The organism is Chitinophaga sp. CB10 (assembly GCA_001870995.2).
Lineage (GTDB): Bacteria > Bacteroidota > Bacteroidia > Chitinophagales > Chitinophagaceae > Chitinophaga.
Genome location: MLAV02000026.1, coordinates 1 through 16,899, shown reverse-complemented (window position 1 = coordinate 16,899; position 16,899 = coordinate 1). Strand labels below are relative to the sequence as shown.

Genomic DNA, 16,899 nt, shown 5'->3' with positions numbered 1-16,899 from the left:
CAATTAAGCGTTGGGAGTAGTGTCAGTGGTTGAAGACTGAGTGGCAGCGGCAGGTTTTTCTTTCATGCCCTCCTCAATTTCCTGGCGCACATTGTTTTTAGCGTCATTGAACTCGCGGATACCTTTACCCAGGCCACGCATCAGTTCAGGAATTTTCTTACCGCCAAACAGCAGTAATACTACGATCGCGATCAGCAGCAATTCAGAGCCGCCTACATCGGAAAGAAATAAAAAAGTAGATTTAGCGAAAACAGCAGTCATCTTCTCAGTTGTTTAATGTTCCAGTGTACAAAGGTAAGCTATTAAATCCGCTTTTTCACCCGCTGGCATGACCGCCGGCCAGATTTAAGATCATTTTAAGGAAATGAAAAAAGCGGAGCTGTTAAGGCCCCGCTTATTACTAATTTCCCTGTATTTATACTAAACCCTTTTTTCTTTGATACGGGCTGCTTTACCAGCGCGATCACGCAGGTAATACAGTTTCGCTCTTCTAACTTTACCAACTTTGTTTAACACGATACCATCGATGTTAGGAGAGTAAAGCGGGAACAATCTTTCAACACCAACACCATCAGAAATTTTTCTAACAGTGAAAGACGCAGTAAACCCTGTACCCTGGATTTTCACCACATCACCTTTAAAGGACTGAATCCTTTCTTTATTACCTTCCACGATTTTATAATTGACAGTGACGTTGTCGCCTGCTTTAAACTTCGGGTACTGTTTTTTAGCTGTCAGTTGCTCGTGAACAAACGAAATTGCGTTCATCTTTCAAATATTTATGGGAGTGCAAAAGTAAGTCAAGAAATAGCATTTACCAAATTAATGCAGCATAAATTCTCCAAAAATCTCAAAATACCTTCCGACTAATATCTAATCCATTAATTTACAATAGGTCAGGCCGCCTTGCCTTCGTCCTTTCCAGGGCCTGTTGGTGCCGCCATTCGTCGATCTTACGGTGGTCCCCGCTTAAAAGCACCTCCGGCACTTTCCAGCCCCGGAATTCATCCGGCCGGGTATATACCGGCGGCGCCAGGAGGTTGTCCTGGAAGGAGTCGAACAGGGCGCTGGTTTCATCGTTCAATACGCCGGGAAGGAGGCGCCCTACGGCATCCACCAGCACGGCAGCGCCCAGCTCCCCGCCGGACAGCACGTAATCGCCAATGGAAATCTCCTTGGTGATGAAGTGATCGCGGATGCGCTGGTCAATTCCCTTATAATGCCCGCAGAGGATCATCAGGTTGCCTTTGAGGGACAGCTGGTTGGCCATTTTCTGGTTCAGCGTTTCCCCGTCGGGGGTCATGTAGATGATTTCGTCGTAGGTCACTTTGGATTGCAGCGTTTCAATGCAATTCACAATAGGTTCCAGCATCATCACCATACCTGCTCCGCCGCCAAACTGGTAGTCGTCTACCTGCTGGTGCTTCAGGGAGGAGTACTCCCTCAGGTGATGCAGGTGCACTTCCAGCAGCCCTTTGGCCTGCGCGCGCTTCATAATGCTGTGGGAAAGCGGGCTTTCCAGCAATTCAGGCAGCACGGTTATTATATCAATTCGCATAACTATACGTTTCTTTAGCCGGTGTAGAGTTCAACCAGCCCTTCGGGGAGGTCTACATGCACTACCTGGCTCTTTTTATCCATTTTTACGAGCGACTGGTCATTGATCGGCAACAGGGCTTCCTTGCCCTTTATTTGCACCTTTACCAGCACCTGCATGGGCATTTCAATCACTTCTTCCACCACGCCGAGGGTGCCGTGACGGGCATCCTCCACGGTGTAGCCCAGCAGGGCCAGCGGCGAGGAAGAGGCTGCCTGCTCCTTGAAATCGGCTTCCTGCAGGTACAACTGGCCCGGCAGCAGCTTCTGGGCGGCCTCCTTGGTATCTATCCCTTCCAGCTTCAGGTAAAACTGATCCGGCCCTTTGGCCTTTACTTCCCTGACGAAGTACGGGATAAAGCTATTCTTTCTTTCTTCCAGGAAAACTGCCTCTACGCCTTTGAGCGTGGAGCGCTTGCCGAGGCTGTGCTTCACGAGGATTTCGCCCTGGAGGCCGTGCGCCGACACGAGTTTGCCTATACTGAAGTAATTACTCATAATTGGAAATTAAAAAAGGAAATATTTGCGGTTGCAAATATTTCCTTTTCAGGTATTTGTAAAACGTTTCCGTTTTATGCTTCTGAGCCTTCGCCTTCTGCAGACGGAGCAGCAGGAGTATCTTCTACTTTTCTAACGATAGGAGCAGCAATTTTTGCTTTTCTGTGGCTATCGCGGCGAGCAGAAACTTTCTGTTCGTGTTCAGCTTGCCATTGTGCAAACTTTTGGTAAGCAGTAGGCTCGTCGAACAGACCCAGGGTTACACCTCTTAAGAGATGTTTCAAATACAATACACCTTTGAAAGAGAGGATTCTTCTTACAGTATCAGTAGGCTGAGCACCTTTCTGTAACCAACGCAATGCTTTTTCAGTATCGATGTTGATAGAGGCAGGTACAGTCAGTGGATTGTAAGTACCGATTTTCTGGATGAATTTACCATCTCTTGGAGCGCGAGCGTCAGCTACTACGATGAAGTAGAAAGGTCTTTTCTTCGCGCCATGTCTTTGCAGTCTGATTTTTACTGGCATAAATAAGTCGAGTTATTTTTTGCGAGTTAGGAAATATTGTTTAATTAGGGATGCAAATGTAACCTCAACATTTGACATTTGCAAAATTATTTTTGGCCGGGTGATCAGCGTTTCATCATTCCTTTCAGTCCTTTGCCGCCAGCGCCGAATTTGTTCATCATTTTCATCATCTGGCGCATTTGTTCGAACTGTTTCATGAACTGGTTCACGTCCTGGATGTTCTTTCCGCTACCGGCGGCGATACGCTTGCGTCTGCTGCCGTCGATCACGTCCGGATTGCTCCTTTCTTCAGGGGTCATGGAGTTGATCATGGCCTCGATGCCTTTGAAAGCGTCGTCGCTGATGTCAATATCCTTGATGGCCTTACCTACCCCGGGAATCATGCCCATGAGGTCTTTCAGGTTACCCATTTTCTTGATCTGCTGCAGTTGCTCGCGGAAATCGTCGAAGTCGAACTGGTTCTGGCGGATTTTCTTTTCCAGCTTTTTAGCCTGCTCTTCGTCGAACTGGGCCTGTGCGCGCTCTACGAGGGTGGTGATATCACCCATGCCGAGGATACGCTGCGCCATACGTTCCGGGTAGAAAACGTCGAGGGTATCGAGTTTTTCGCCCATGCTGACGAACTTGATCGGCTTTTCAACGGTGTATTTGATGGTCAGCGCCGCACCGCCGCGGGTATCGCCGTCGAGCTTGGTGAGTACCACCCCGCTGAAGTCCAGCCGCTCGTTAAAGGCCTTGGCGGTGTTTACCGCATCCTGGCCGGTCATGGAATCCACCACGAAGAGGATTTCATGCGGTTTAACGGCTGCTTTTACGTTGGCAACTTCGGTCATCATCGCTTCGTCGACCGCGAGGCGGCCGGCCGTATCGATGATGATGATGTTATTACCGTTGGATTTCGCGTGTTTGATCGCATTTTCAGCGATTTGTACCGCGTTTTTATTTTCAGGTTCGCTGTACACTTCCACACCGATCTGCTCTCCCAGTACTTTCAGCTGGTCTATCGCCGCAGGGCGGTAGATGTCTGCCGCCACCAGCAAAGGTTTCTTCCCTTTTTTGGTTTTGAGGTAGTTGGCCAGTTTGCCGGAGAAGGTGGTTTTACCGGAACCCTGCAAACCTGCGATGAGAACGATGGTAGGATTGTTTTTAATATCGAATTCAGCTTCGGTGCCGCCCATCAGGTCGGCCAGTTCGTCTTTTACGATCTTTACCATCAGCTGACCCGGGGAAATGGAGGTAATAACCTTTTCGCCCAGTGCTTTATCTTTTACTCTGTCGGTAAATTCCTTGGCAATTTTGTAGTTCACATCCGCGTCCACCAAAGCGCGGCGGATTTCCTTAACGGTGGAGGCCACGTTAATCTCGGAGATACGTCCTTCGCCTTTAAGTTGTTTAAACGCGGAGTCGAGCCGCTCTGATAGTGATTCAAACATTGTCGGTATTTTAAACGGATGGCAAATGTAGTTTTTTTCCGCGAGTTTTTTCTCGTAAAGGGGCGCAAGGCGGCTGGGCGGGGCCCTTTGGTTGGGTGGGGGGAAAGATACAGCGCCCCGGCCGGCACAGGGTCCCGTTCACAATCCCCTGGCGCGTTGGCATTATTCCGTAATAAAAAAGCCCGCCCAATGGGCAGGCTTCCCGAAATATGCTGATGGAGTCACTCAGCTTCCCAGGTAATTGCGGAGCAATTTGCTGCGGGAAGTGGTTCTCAGTTTAGTGATCGCTTTGTCTTTAATCTGGCGTACGCGCTCCCGGGTGAGGCCAAATTTCTCTCCTATATCTTCCAGGGACATCGGGTGTTCCACGGCGATGCCGAAGTACAGCATGATGACGTCCTTCTGGCGGTCGGTAAGGGTAGAGAGGGAACGTTCGATCTCGCGGCGGAGGGAATCGTGGTGATCCAGCTCCTCGTCCGCGCTAACGGCGTTCGGATTTTCGAGTACGTCCAGCAGGGAGTTGTCTTCCCCGTCGATAAACGGCGCATCCATCGACACGTGGCGGGCGGCAACACCCAGCGTAGCTTCCACTTCATCTGTATTGATTTCGAGAATGGTGGCCAGCTCGTCCGGAGATGGTTCACGCTCGAACTCCTGTTCCAGCTGGGAGTAAGCTTTACTGATCTTGTTGCTCAATCCTACCTTGTTGAGCGGCAGGCGCACGATCCTGGACTGTTCAGCCAAAGCCTGGAGGATGGACTGACGGATCCACCATACGGCGTAGGAGATGAATTTAAAACCGCGCGTTTCATCAAAACGTTGAGCAGCTTTAATTAACCCCAGGTTGCCTTCATTGATAAGATCGCTGAGCGACAGGCCCTGATTCTGATACTGTTTGGCAACGGAAACCACGAAACGCAGGTTGGCTTTGGTAAGCTTTTCCAACGCTCTCTGATCGCCCTGCTTGATGCGGATGGCGAGGTTTACCTCTTCCTCCGGCGTAATTAAATCCACTTTCCCAATCTCCTGCAGATACTTTTCCAGGGATTGTGATTCCCTGTTGGTAATGGATTTAGTGATTTTGAGTTGGCGCATTGACATAAGAGTCGGAACAGTTACAGGTTAATAAAAAGTTAAGATTTGATGAATGCCTGACAAAAATAAGTTTTTTTAGATACCACCCAAAAAAAATCTGTCAATTTTAAATCATTTCCAAACAAAATCGATTGACGGTTAAGTGCTTGCAAAATCAGAAAAAATTTCGCATGGGCGCGACATTGCTAATATACATCCATATATCAAAAAATAACATTATTATTTTTATTAATAAGTAGAAATTATTTAAAGTGTAGAAAGTTTTCCGGAGATAGTTAAAAAAAAACAGTAAATTATTTTGACAGAATAAATAATTTTCTATAATTGCAACCTGATGATATTGATTTACTAATTAATTGAAGAGATGTCCAAGAAAGTGCTATACGAGCTGGAATTCCCGGTTAGATGCTCACCCGGAATACTATACGAATTTCTTTCTACGCCGGCCGGCTTACAGGAATGGTTCGCTGACAAAGTTGATTTCAGAGATAATGTATTCTCCTTTTCCTGGAATGGCACAGAAGAAGAAGCTGAAGTGCTGGAACAGGAAGAAGATGAGTTTATCCGCCTGCATTGGAAACATGCCCCTAAAGATGAATATTTCGAATTCAGAATCCAGATCTCAGAAGTTACCAACGAAACTATTTTAGTCGTAAAAGATTTCGCCGAAAAGAAAGAAATTAAAGATCAGAGTCAGCTGTGGGAATACCAGGTAAAGGATTTATTCCACAGGATCGGAAACTAACCCGCTTTGCTGTTAAGTAATACAAGCAGGGTCGCATAAGCCGCCACTACTTCGTCTTTTACTTCACCCCATTGCGACAGCGTAAACGGCTTCGCTATTTTAAGGAAATCATAACGATCCGTCACTACTCTCCAATCTGCTAAACTGATACTTCCTATGGGCCTGTAATTGCCTCCTTCAAAATCATGTTCCCAGGGATCATCTCCCAGGTACACCTGAAAGCCATTACCGGCCAGCGTTGCATGGCTGCCGATCAGCGCATCCCTGAAACGGGCTTTTACACTCCCTCCCAGGTGAAGGGTACTGATAAAGTAATGCCCCCACCAGAACATCGTGCGAAACGCAAACGCCTCCTTTCCGCTGAAATACCGGGGAAAATCCAGCATTACCCAGGGCAACTGCCGGTACTGCTCCCCTCTTGATATCTTCGCGGAAGGCTTCAGCCACTCCTCCTCAAACGGGAAACGCTGATGGCTGTCCGTTGCCGCCAGCCCCCGCTGCACCTCTCCCAGCAGGCCCACCACCTTTTCTATCACCCGGTTTTTCAGCAATAGCAGCTCCGGGTTGCCAACGATCGCCGCTTCCGCTGCTGTTAATTCAAAATTTTCCATATAATTTAACGGTAATTTCAGCGTCAGTTTGCGCCACTTTGTGAATTCGTACTAACTTTACGGTTTAATATAGCATTATCAGTGAAAAAACTCGACAAACTCATTATAAAAACATTTCTGGGTCCATTCATTGCCACTTTTTTCGTGACCTTGTTTGTACTGATCATGCAATTTCTCTGGAAGTATATAGACGACCTGGTAGGTAAAGGTCTGGATACCTCCGTTATCATTCAGCTGATCGCCTATACCAGCGCCACCCTGGTTACCCTCGCACTGCCGCTGGCCGTGCTGCTTTCCTCCATCATGACCTTCGGGAACCTCGGGGAAAGCTTTGAGCTGGTAGCCATCAAATCGTCCGGTATATCGCTCCTTCGCTTTATGCGCCCCCTGCTCATCATTGCCATTATCATCTCCATACTCGCCTTCCTGTTTGCCAACTACGTCATCCCCGTGGCCAACCTCCAGGCAAAATCCCTCCTCTGGGATATCACCAACGCCAAGCCGGCATTCAATATCAAAGCAGGCGTTTTCTATAAGGACATTCCCGGCTACACGATAAAAGTAGCGCAGAAAGATAAAGATAACCAGACCATCCACCAGGTAATGATCTTCGATCATTCCTCCGGCGGTGGCGGCGATAAGGTAATCCTGGCGGAAAGAGGCCAGATGGTGCTCACCGCCAACAAACGCTACCTGTACTTCATCCTGGAAAACGGATGGCGATATGAAGAAAGAGGCAACCGCGGTTTCAGCGTGCCGCAGGATATGATCCGCCTCGGCTTTAAAAAGTACAGCAAAGCATTTGACCTGAGCGCCTTCGCCTTCAACCGGCTCAACATGGACCTGTTTGCCTCCAACCAGCAGATGCTGAACATCCGGCAGCTCGACTTTGCCATCGACTCCCTGAAGAAGGTGGAAGCCGGCTACGGCAAAACCGTTCATGCCTATGTGAGCAGCCGCTATACGTTTTCCAAGTGGAAAGACAGTGCATGGCTGGCACAGGCGCTTCCGCTGAAAACCCAGCGTTTCGAGGACATCATCCCCGATGATCAGCGCCGGAACGTATTGGAAAGAGCAGAGCAAACAGGCCGCGAAGCGCTTTCTTCGCTCGAAACACCCGCAAAAGATTATGAAAGCAAACATGGATCAGTACTCATGCACAAAGTGGAATGGCAGCGCAAATTCACGCTGGCAGCCGCCTGTATCGTGATGTTCCTCATCGGGGCGCCACTGGGCTCCATTATCCGCAAGGGCGGCCTCGGTACGCCACTGGTGTTTGCAGTTATATTTTTCGTAATATTTAACGTATTTTTCATGGTGGGAGAAAAGATGGCCAGAAGCGGCGTGATGGAAACCTGGTCAGGTATGTGGCTCTCCAACATGGTCTTGTTGCCAATCGCGGCTTTTTTAATCTATAAAGCCATGAATGATTCGCAGCTTTTCAATAAAGAATTTTATTTTCGCTTATATCAAAATATAAAGAAGTTCTTACAAAGATTCAGACTTAAAAAGCAACCTACAACTTAAAACCTACAAACGTGAAAACGCTGTTTACACTGTTCAGAAAGAACGCCTACTTCTTTCTGCCGTTCTTCCTATGGCTTGTCATAGGCGGAGTAACAATAATCAGCTTCAGCCAACGGGAGATCTTTCTTGGAATCAATGGAGTTCATTCCCCATGGGCTGATGTACTGATTTCTGTATTAACCTACCTGGGAGATGGCATCATGTTCAGTTTATTACTGTTAATGATGCTGATCCTGCAACGATTCAGGCTGTTCTTTATCGGCCTGGCGTCATTTCTGCTGGCAGTGCTGATTGTCCAGGTAGCCAAACATTATTTCAATGCACCCCGGCCCATCAGCTATTTTGGCGATGAAGCCAGCATACTGGTGCATACGGTAAAATGGGTAACTGTTCATAGTAGCAACAGTTTTCCGTCCGGCCATTCCGCCGGCGCCTTTTGCATGTTCTGCTTCCTCTCCCTCATTTCGCCGGAAAAGCGCTGGGGATTTGGATTTGCAGTACTGGCACTGGTAGCGGGTTACACAAGAATCTACCTCGCGCAGCACTTTTTTGCTGATGTTTACGTTGGTAGTATAGTTGGCACCCTCAGCGCAGTTGCGGTGTTCGCTATTTTCCGGTTCAGGAACACCACATCGGCACCGGAGCTTTGCCCGGAAGCTGTTATCAGCGCCAATGCACCAGCATAGAAAAACATAGACTACTATAATGAGATACCTGTTGATTGCCCTATTTGCGGCATTGTTGTTTATACCGTTCCTCGGGGAGGCGCACCTCTTCGACTGGGATGAGATAAACTTTGCCGAAGCTGCCAGGGAGATGATTGTAACGCACAATTTCAGCCAAGTTCAAATTGATTTCAGACCCTTCTGGGAAAAGCCGCCTTTGTTCATCTGGATGCAGGCCGGCAGTATGATGCTGTTTGGCGTCAACGATTTCGCAGCCAGGTTCCCCAATGCCATCATCGGTATTGTGACCCTCCTGTCTGTCTACGCCATCGGCAAAAAACACGGGGACGCCAAACTGGGCCTCTGGTGGGTACTGGTGTACGCCGGCTCCTGGCTGCCGCATTTTTATTTTAAGTCGGGCATTATTGACCCTACTTTCAACCTCTTCATTTTCCTGGCCATCTACTTTGCTTACCGGATCGCCTATACGCAAAAGACCTTTGCAACGGCCGCCCTCAGCGGATTATTCCTGGGCCTGGCCGTACTGACCAAAGGGCCGGTAGCCATACTGGTGGCTATTTTAGTACTCATCGTGTACTGGATAGCCAACAAAGGCCGCATCGCCATCCGCTTTTCGCATATCGGGATCATTGCCCTGCTCGCCTGCTGCACCACGCTGCTCTGGTTCGGGTACGAAATCCTGACGCATGGCTGGTGGTTTGTCAACGAGTTCGTAAAATACCAGATCCGCCTGCTGACAACGGAAGACGCCGGCCATGGCGGCCCCTTCTTCTATCACTGGATAGTATTGCTGGTGGGCTGCTTCCCGGCAAGCGTGTTCCTGTTCAACTACCTGCAGCGGAATCGTAAGAAGTCGATATACACCTCGGCTTCCCTGTCTTTTGAACTGAAGGACTTCATCAAATGGATGTGGGTACTCTTCTGGGTGGTATTGATCCTCTTTTCCATCGTAAAAACAAAGATCGTCCACTACTCCTCGCTCTGTTATTTCCCGCTCACCTTCCTGGCGGCAGTGCAGGTGTACCGGCTGGCAGAAGGCAAAACGACCTTCCGCTGGTGGAACCTGACCCTGCTGCTGTTCATCGGGATCGTACTGGGCCTGGCCATTGGCGCACTCCCCCTGGTGGGCGTGTACAAGGAGCAGCTAATCCCTTACATTCATGATCAGTTTGCGGTGGCAAACCTGCAGGCGGATGTGCCATGGTCCGCAGCGGAAGCGGCTTATGGGCTGGGTTACGCCCTGCTGGTGGTGATCAGCGGCGTATTACTGGCCAGGCAGAAAATGCAGCAGGGCCTCATCATGCTGTTTGTGAGTACCATCCTCGCCATACAGGTAACGGTGGTGCATTTTGTACCGAAGATAGAAGGTTACTCCCAGCGCGCCGCCATCGAGTTCTTTGAATCCTTACAGGGTAAGGATGTATATGTAAAAGCGCTGAGTTATCATAGCTATGCCCAACACTATTATTCCCGCGAAATGCCGCACAGTAATAAAAATTATTACGATACGGAATGGCTGCTGAACGGGCAGCTGGACAAGCCGGCTTACTTCATTTGCAGGATCACCGATGCAACGCCTTACCGCCAGCATCCGAACCTGGAAGTGATAGGGGAAAAAAACGGGTTTGTGTTCTTTAAGCGGAAATAGACCACCGGCATAGGGTTGATACGGGGTTAAAAAATTACGGGGAGATATAAATGCCGCGGCGTTTATATCTCCCCGTAAAAAAATTAATTACCCGGTTATCAGGAAACCGCAGCTTTATATCTCTTCTCTACTTCATTCCAGTTAATGACGTTCCAGAATGCGTTGATGTAATCAGGGCGTTTGTTCTGGTACTTCAGGTAATAAGCGTGTTCCCACACGTCCAGCGCGAGGATGGGCGCGCCCTGGTCTTTCACCAGATTGGTCATCAGCGGATTGTCCTGGTTGGGGGTGTTGATCACCGCCAGCTTTTTACCCGGCGTCACGATGAGCCATGCCCAGCCAGAGCCGAACACCGTTTTGGCCGCGTCGTTGAATTTTTGCTGGAAGGCTTCCCAGGAACCAAAATCCTTGGTGATGGCAGCTTTCAGCTTTTCGGAAGGCGTAGTTTTCTGGGGAGATAACAAGGTCCAGAAAAGGCTGTGGTTATAGTGCCCGCCGGCATTGTTTCGTATAGCCTTCTCAGTTGGCGCATTTCCTACTTTTTTCAGGATTTGCTCCAGCGTGAGCGAAGCATATGGCGTATTGGCAATGGCCTCGTTGAGATTTTTCACGTAAGCGCCATGGTGCTTATCATGGTGGATTTCCATGGTCTGCTTGTCGATATTCGGTTCGAGCGCGTCGAAACCGTAAGGCAGTGGCGGGAGGGTAAATGGCGCCTTAGGATCGTCGTAATTGGTTTTCACGGTAGCTGACGTATTAGCCAGACCTGAAAGCGGGCCGCTTAACACCGCGGCGCCGGCAAGGCCGGTAAGCTTGATAAATTCTCTTTTGTTCATATAAAAAGATTGAATTTGTTATAACTGATGGGCATACAAATCTACTTGTTAACCGGTAAAAAAATTTATCAAATTTTGCACCAGCTTGTTACGTTTACGATTTCCTTAAAATATTTCGGTCGCTCTATTTTATTGAGAACCAGCGCCCCAGGTGATTTTACCCGTTTCTGCCGTGAAAAATACGGGTTGACTTTATGGATAATTCTGGAAATAATACTATTTTACCATTACCTTCATGTGAAGATGAATTGATTTTAATCTTTTTCAGCTAATGAAACTGTTTATCCCGGGCGCTGCTAACTGCGGAGATAGAATTGCAACCCTTGCTACTATGACCAACAATAATTGTAAAGTGCAAAGCCTGTGCTGGCGGGTTCCGTTGTTAGTATGACCAATATCAGTGGAAAACTGTAATAATAAAAACTATTCCGGTTTTGTTCGAGCAGCATGACCAATCCCGGTAAATAAGGTTATAAATTTTTTATAAAGCATCCCAGTTACATGCTTAAGGTTAGAGTATTCAAGGCGATAGAGTATCCGGAAGAATGCCTGCAGTACATTGCAGGGCATCGGAAAGTACTGGAAGCGTATGGCGTTACAAAAGTGACTTCCGCCAACGTGGATTGGATGTACGAGCCTCATACTTATATCATCACCGTAAGCAACGACGACTATACCAAAATGTATGGCGGATGCCGTATTCAGCTGGCAGGCGGCTCCGTACCGCTGCCCATCGAAACGGCCATCAACACCATGGACCCAAGGATATTTGATATCGTGAAGGAGCTGGCGGCAGCCGGCGGCACCGGCGAGTTTTGCGGATTGTGGAACTCCCGCGAGGTGGCAGGATGGGGTATCGGCAGTATCGTACTCTTCCGTGTAGTCAATGCCGTATTGAACCAGTTACCCGTTACCACCTTCCTCGGCTTCTGCGCCCAGACGACTTTCCGTAACAGTATCCGCACCGGTTACCAGATCATGACCAATATCGGTAACCAGGGCACTTTTTATTATCCCAAAGAAGACCTCATCGCTACTGCACTTATCCTCAAAGATCCGCTGGAACTTAAAAGTGCGCACCCGGAAGACAGGGAGCGGATGTTGAGTCTGCGACACAACCCGGTTCAGACGATTATTGAAAAAGGACCCAAAGGCGAAATGCAGGTCGACTATGATCTCCGCATCATGTCCGCCGCCACCAGCGATATGCCGATGGTCCGATAGCATAAAACACCAGAGAAATGAACACAACGTTAGCTAAGGCACTAGCAGCAGGCAGGCAACAAAATCAGGACAGGAAAGTAACCTTTTACCGCTTGCAGGACCCCGGACAAGCCTCAGCACTGGCAGCGCTATTGCAGCAAAATCCGGCCATCGCCGTGTTCGACGAATTGCAGGCACAGCTGGCAGAACTCATGAAGCTCCGTCACCCATCCAAAAGACTGACCGATCAGCAGATCCGGGAACTGGCAGCCGCCCACCTGGGCAGCACCCCGCCGGAAGCATATGGCGTATGGGTGTACTACCCCTGGTCCGCAAAGGTCGTACACCTCCTGGACGAAGCGGAATTCATTGAACTGCGCACCAGCAGGAACCAGCAAAAAATCACCACCGAACAACGCGATATACTCAGTAAAAAGAAAATCGGGGTCATTGGCTTGTCCGTAGGGCAGTCCGTAGCAATGGCACTAGCCATAGAACGCCTCTGCGGGGAACTTCGTATAGCCGACTTCGACCGGCTGGACCTCAGCAATATGAACCGCATCCGCACCGGCGTCCACAATATAGGCGTTTTAAAAACGGTGATCGTAGCCAGGGAAATCGCAGAAATCGATCCTTTCCTGCCGGTGACCTGTTATGATGAAGGAATCACGGAAGAAAATATACACCGGTTTCTCACCGAAGGTGGAAAACTGGATATACTAGTAGAGGAATGCGACGGACTGGACGTGAAGATACTGGCCCGGCAGCAGGCCCGCAGCCTGCAAATCCCCGTGCTGATGGATACCAGCGACCGGGGAATGGTAGACGTTGAAAGATTTGATCTCCAGCCCGATTTACCTATCTTGCATGGACGAGTGCCGGCCACCCTCACCCCAGCGGCTGTACGCAATATGCAGGGGCCGGAAAGAATGGCACTGGTAGATAGTATCGTCGACTTCAGTTCGTTATCTCCGAAAATGCAGCACTCTTTGCAGGAAATAGGGAAAACAATCACCACCTGGCCCCAGCTGGCCTCGGCAGTGATGCTGGGCGGGGCGGCAATCGGCCATGTATGCCGGGAGCTGAGCCTGGGTGGAAATATTGAGTCAGGCAGATATTATGTAGACCTGGAACAAATTTTCAAACAAATAAAGTGACATCAATTTAAATGCGACATCTGATCCAACCGGTATATTCAAAGTTCGTATGCCTGTTACTGTTAGTAACGCTATTTCGTTTACCAGCTTGGGCAGATACCATCCACATATCCAAAAATTATCCGCTCCAGCTGGCAGAATACGGCCAGCTGGAGTTTTTGCTGGACCCCTCAGGGAAAATGCAGTTCAAAGACGCCGTGCAGAGCAACGGCTTCCAAAAGCTGAAAAAGCAGATCCCCAACTTCGGCCTCACCAAAGACGCCATCTGGCTCCGGTTTACAGTGCTCAATAATTCAGGGGAAAATGACCTGATGTTTAACGTCACCTATCCCATCCTGGACCTGATCGACCTCTATTTCCCCGATGCGGACGGCCATTACCAGATGATCCCCGGCGGGGAGCTGCGGCCGTTCAAATCCAGGCCTGTTATCCACCAGAACTTTATTTACAATATCAGTATCCCTAACGCGACGGCCCAAACGTTTTACGTCCGTATCCAAAGCCGGGAAACCATCCTGGTGCCGATTTACATAGGCACCACCCGGGAAATTTACAATAAGCTCTATAACGACGACCTGCTCCTATCCCTGTACATCGGGATCATCCTCGTCATGGTGTTTTATAATACCTTTATCTTCTTCTCGGTAAGGGACTGGAGTTATTTCTATTACATCCTGTACATCCTCTTTGTAGGGCTGACGCAGATGATCATCCACGGGTTCGGCTACCGCTTCTTCTGGCACGACAACCTGTTTATTACCGAACAAAGCGTGAACTGGGCGGGAGCATTGTCCGGCATTTCCGTACTGCTGTTTGTGCAAAACTTCCTTCATGTAAAGGAAAAAGCCCCATGGGCTTACCGGATATTCACCCTGTTTATCATCGTATATTCCAGCACGTTAGTACTCAGCCTGTTAGGGTATTACTCCATCGCCTATGCCATGATCGACTTCCTGGCGATTACCGGCGTGAGCTTCATCCTGCTGTTTGCCATTTCCCAGGCATTCCGCCATTCAAAACCAGCGCGGATATTCGTGTTTGCATGGACGATCTTCATCCTCGCGGTGATCACTTTTGTGCTGAAGGACATCGGCATTATCCCGTATAATATTTTCACCAGTCATATCCTTGTGATCGGCTCCGGCATGGAGGTCGTATTACTGTCTTTTGCCCTGGCCGATAAGATCAATACTTTCAAGGCGGAGAAGGAAGCTTCCCAGGCCCTCGCCCTGCAGATCTCCAAGGAGAACGAGCAACTGGTAAGGGAGCAAAATATCATTTTGGAAGCTAAGGTGCAGGAAAGAACAGAGGAATTACAAAACAGTAACAAGGACCTGAACATCGCCCTCACGAACCTGAAGGAAACGCAGACCAGGCTGGTGGAGAAGGAGAAAATGGCGTCCCTCGGTCAGCTTACGGCCGGTATTGCCCACGAGATCAACAACCCGATCAATTTCGTAACTTCAAATATCAAACCGCTGAAGCTGGATATAGCGGACCTCCAGGAAGTACTAAACCGGTATTCACAACTGAAAGGCGTCGAAAACGTACAGGAGGAACTGGCCAGCATTGAACAGTTCAAGCGCGAAATTGATATTGATTACATCCACGAAGAAATATCCTCGCTGATAAAAGGTATTGAAGATGGCGCCGCCAGAACGGCAGAAATTGTAAAAGGATTGCGTACCTTCAGTCGCCTGGATGAAAGCGATGTCAAATCCATCGATATCCACGAAGGGCTGGATTCCACGTTAGTGCTGCTGAGAAACGGTATTCCTTCCAACGTCAATATCATCAGGGAATACAGTGAGTTGCCCAAAATTGAATGTTATGCAGGTAAGGTGAACCAGGTATTTATGAATATCCTGAGCAATTCCCTGAATGCGATCAAGAGCAAAAAAGAGCAGGGGCAGGAATCTATTACGATTGCCACCCGCCAGGAAGGAGAATTTGTTGTCATTACTATCCGCGATACAGGTATTGGAATGTCTGCCGAGGTGAAAGAGAAAATTTTCGATCCGTTTTTCACGACCAAGGATGTGGGAGAAGGTACCGGTCTGGGACTTTCTATCGTATTCAGCATCATTGAAAAGCACCGGGGCAAGATAATTGTAAACTCCGCGCCCGGAGAAGGAGCCGAATTTATTATATATTTACCACTCGACCTTTCCAGTCACCTGTAGCTTAACCATAACTACCAGATGAAAGAGAACCGAATCAGAATATTATATATCGATGATGAGATCCATAACCTGAATGCGTTCAAGGCCAGCTTCCGCAGAAGTTATGAAATCTATACCGCTACCTCAGCCCAGGAAGGCAAGCTGCTGCTGAAGGAGATAATGGTGCATATCATTATTGCCGATCAGAAGATGCCGGTATCCACAGGGGTTGAGTTCTTCAACGAAATCAAGGATGTGCTGCCGGACCCTATGCGCATACTCCTGACGGGCTACACCGATGTAGACGATATCATCGATGCGATCAACAAAGGCCATATTTTTTCCTATGTAAAAAAACCATGGGATGAGCATGAGCTGCACCGTACCATCAACAATGCCTACGAGATTTACTCCACCCGGCGACAGCTGAAGGAGAAGATCCAGGAGCTGGAGAAAACCAATGATGAACTCAACCGGTTTATCTACTCCACCTCGCACGACCTGAGGTCGCCGCTGATGTCCGTACTGGGGATCATTAACCTCTCCCGGCTGGACAACAGCGTAACTGACCCCAACGGCTACCTGAACATGGTGGAAAGCTGCGTGTTGAAGCTGGACGGTTTTATCCAGAAGATCATTGAATACTACCGCAATTCCAGGCTGGAGATCGAATACGAGAAAATCGATTTCAACACCCTGCTGAACGATTGTATCACCGTATTCCAGCCGCAGAACACGGATATACGATTCCAGACGCAGGTGGAGCAGGAGATCGACTTCCGGGGGGATACCTTCCGGATCAGCGTTATATTGAACAATCTTATTTCCAACGCTGTTAAGTATCAAAAACCGGAAGAGGCCCACCCAATGGTACATCTCTCAGTGAAAGTAGAACCACACAAGGCTACTATCTGCATCCGGGACAATGGTATAGGTATATTAAGCGAACACCTGAACAACATTTTCAAAATGTTCTTCCGTTCCAAGAACAATAATAAACCGGGTAGTGGAATAGGATTATATATTGTAAAAGAAGCATTGAATAAGATCGGCGGCACGATAAACGTCGAGTCCAAATACGGCGAAGGCACTCAATTGAGACTGTAAAATAAACTGTGTCAAAGGCTAAAAAAACAAGACCTTTAACACAGTTTTTTTTTATGGAACAACAAGAA

The 16,899-nt window shown here is 48.6% G+C and carries 17 protein-coding genes; 8 read left to right on the top strand and 9 right to left on the bottom strand.

Annotated elements, in window-relative coordinates:
• Positions 1–3: 3 nt before the first annotated feature.
• The 7 genes from BOC67_RS24485 to BOC67_RS24455 form a co-directional block, all read right to left on the bottom strand.
• Entirely contained in the window at positions 4–261 is a 258-nt protein-coding gene (locus BOC67_RS24485) for a twin-arginine translocase TatA/TatE family subunit (protein ID WP_073083929.1), read from the bottom strand.
• Between the two features lie 159 nt (positions 262–420).
• The gene (gene rplS, locus BOC67_RS24480; protein WP_291914740.1) at positions 421–768 is read right to left on the bottom strand and encodes a 50S ribosomal protein L19; all 348 of its coding nucleotides are present in this window, start codon (positions 766–768) and stop codon (positions 421–423) included.
• A 118-nt stretch (positions 769–886) separates the two neighbouring features.
• Positions 887–1,558, bottom strand: a complete 672-nt coding sequence (trmD, locus tag BOC67_RS24475) for a tRNA (guanosine(37)-N1)-methyltransferase TrmD (protein WP_291914737.1) — start codon at positions 1,556–1,558, stop codon at positions 887–889.
• A gap of 14 nt (positions 1,559–1,572) precedes the next feature.
• Positions 1,573–2,094 carry a ribosome maturation factor RimM gene (gene rimM, locus BOC67_RS24470; RefSeq protein ID WP_291914735.1) on the bottom strand — a complete coding sequence of 174 codons (522 nt, stop codon included), beginning with the start codon at positions 2,092–2,094 and terminating at the stop codon, positions 1,573–1,575.
• Positions 2,095–2,168: 74 nt separating this feature from the next.
• Positions 2,169–2,621 carry a 30S ribosomal protein S16 gene (gene rpsP, locus BOC67_RS25420; protein ID WP_073083937.1) on the bottom strand — a complete coding sequence of 151 codons (453 nt, stop codon included), beginning with the start codon at positions 2,619–2,621 and terminating at the stop codon, positions 2,169–2,171.
• 104 nt (positions 2,622–2,725) lie between these two features.
• Entirely contained in the window at positions 2,726–4,054 is a 1,329-nt protein-coding gene (gene ffh / locus BOC67_RS24460; protein ID WP_291914733.1) for a signal recognition particle protein, read from the bottom strand.
• 225 nt (positions 4,055–4,279) lie between these two features.
• Positions 4,280–5,149, bottom strand: coding sequence for an RNA polymerase sigma factor RpoD/SigA (locus BOC67_RS24455; RefSeq protein WP_073083942.1), 870 nt, complete (start codon positions 5,147–5,149; stop codon positions 4,280–4,282).
• A 364-nt stretch (positions 5,150–5,513) separates the two neighbouring features.
• Here BOC67_RS24455 and BOC67_RS24450 point away from each other — a divergent pair, with 364 nt between their 5' ends.
• Positions 5,514–5,894, top strand: coding sequence for an START-like domain-containing protein (locus tag BOC67_RS24450; protein ID WP_291914732.1), 381 nt, complete (start codon positions 5,514–5,516; stop codon positions 5,892–5,894).
• On the opposite strand, the gene BOC67_RS24445 is transcribed toward BOC67_RS24450, so the two are convergent.
• The gene (locus BOC67_RS24445) at positions 5,891–6,505 is read right to left on the bottom strand and encodes a hypothetical protein (protein WP_291914730.1); all 615 of its coding nucleotides are present in this window, start codon (positions 6,503–6,505) and stop codon (positions 5,891–5,893) included. The genes BOC67_RS24450 and BOC67_RS24445 overlap by 4 nt on opposite strands.
• Before the next feature lie 81 nt (positions 6,506–6,586).
• Here BOC67_RS24445 and BOC67_RS24440 point away from each other — a divergent pair, with 81 nt between their 5' ends.
• Genes BOC67_RS24440 through BOC67_RS24430 form a run of 3 tightly spaced genes read left to right on the top strand, consistent with a single transcriptional unit; the run spans position 6,587 to position 10,366 of the window.
• Positions 6,587–8,032: an LptF/LptG family permease gene (locus BOC67_RS24440; RefSeq protein WP_291914728.1), complete on the top strand. Its 1,446-nt coding sequence runs from the start codon at positions 6,587–6,589 to the stop codon at positions 8,030–8,032.
• 11 nt (positions 8,033–8,043) lie between these two features.
• Positions 8,044–8,718 (top strand): phosphatase PAP2 family protein, encoded by a 675-nt coding sequence (locus tag BOC67_RS24435; RefSeq protein ID WP_291914726.1) that lies wholly within the window; start codon positions 8,044–8,046, stop codon positions 8,716–8,718.
• 19 nt (positions 8,719–8,737) lie between these two features.
• The gene (locus BOC67_RS24430) at positions 8,738–10,366 is read left to right on the top strand and encodes a glycosyltransferase family 39 protein (RefSeq protein WP_291914724.1); all 1,629 of its coding nucleotides are present in this window, start codon (positions 8,738–8,740) and stop codon (positions 10,364–10,366) included.
• Between the two features lie 98 nt (positions 10,367–10,464).
• Here the strand turns inward: BOC67_RS24430 and BOC67_RS24425 are convergent, their stop codons facing one another.
• A complete protein-coding gene (locus BOC67_RS24425; RefSeq protein ID WP_291914721.1) occupies positions 10,465–11,202 on the bottom strand; it encodes a superoxide dismutase in 738 nt (245 codons plus the stop codon).
• A gap of 501 nt (positions 11,203–11,703) precedes the next feature.
• Between BOC67_RS24425 and BOC67_RS24420 the strand changes: the two genes are divergently transcribed.
• From BOC67_RS24420 to BOC67_RS24405, 4 genes are read left to right on the top strand one after another with little or no spacing between them, the layout of a single operon-like run.
• Positions 11,704–12,426 (top strand): hypothetical protein, encoded by a 723-nt coding sequence (locus BOC67_RS24420; protein ID WP_291914719.1) that lies wholly within the window; start codon positions 11,704–11,706, stop codon positions 12,424–12,426.
• A 17-nt stretch (positions 12,427–12,443) separates the two neighbouring features.
• A complete protein-coding gene (locus BOC67_RS24415; protein ID WP_291914717.1) occupies positions 12,444–13,562 on the top strand; it encodes a ThiF family adenylyltransferase in 1,119 nt (372 codons plus the stop codon).
• A gap of 11 nt (positions 13,563–13,573) precedes the next feature.
• Positions 13,574–15,745, top strand: coding sequence for a 7TM diverse intracellular signaling domain-containing protein (locus BOC67_RS24410; protein WP_291914715.1), 2,172 nt, complete (start codon positions 13,574–13,576; stop codon positions 15,743–15,745).
• An 18-nt stretch (positions 15,746–15,763) separates the two neighbouring features.
• Entirely contained in the window at positions 15,764–16,831 is a 1,068-nt protein-coding gene (locus BOC67_RS24405; protein ID WP_291914713.1) for a hybrid sensor histidine kinase/response regulator, read from the top strand.
• Positions 16,832–16,899: the final 68 nt, after the last annotated feature.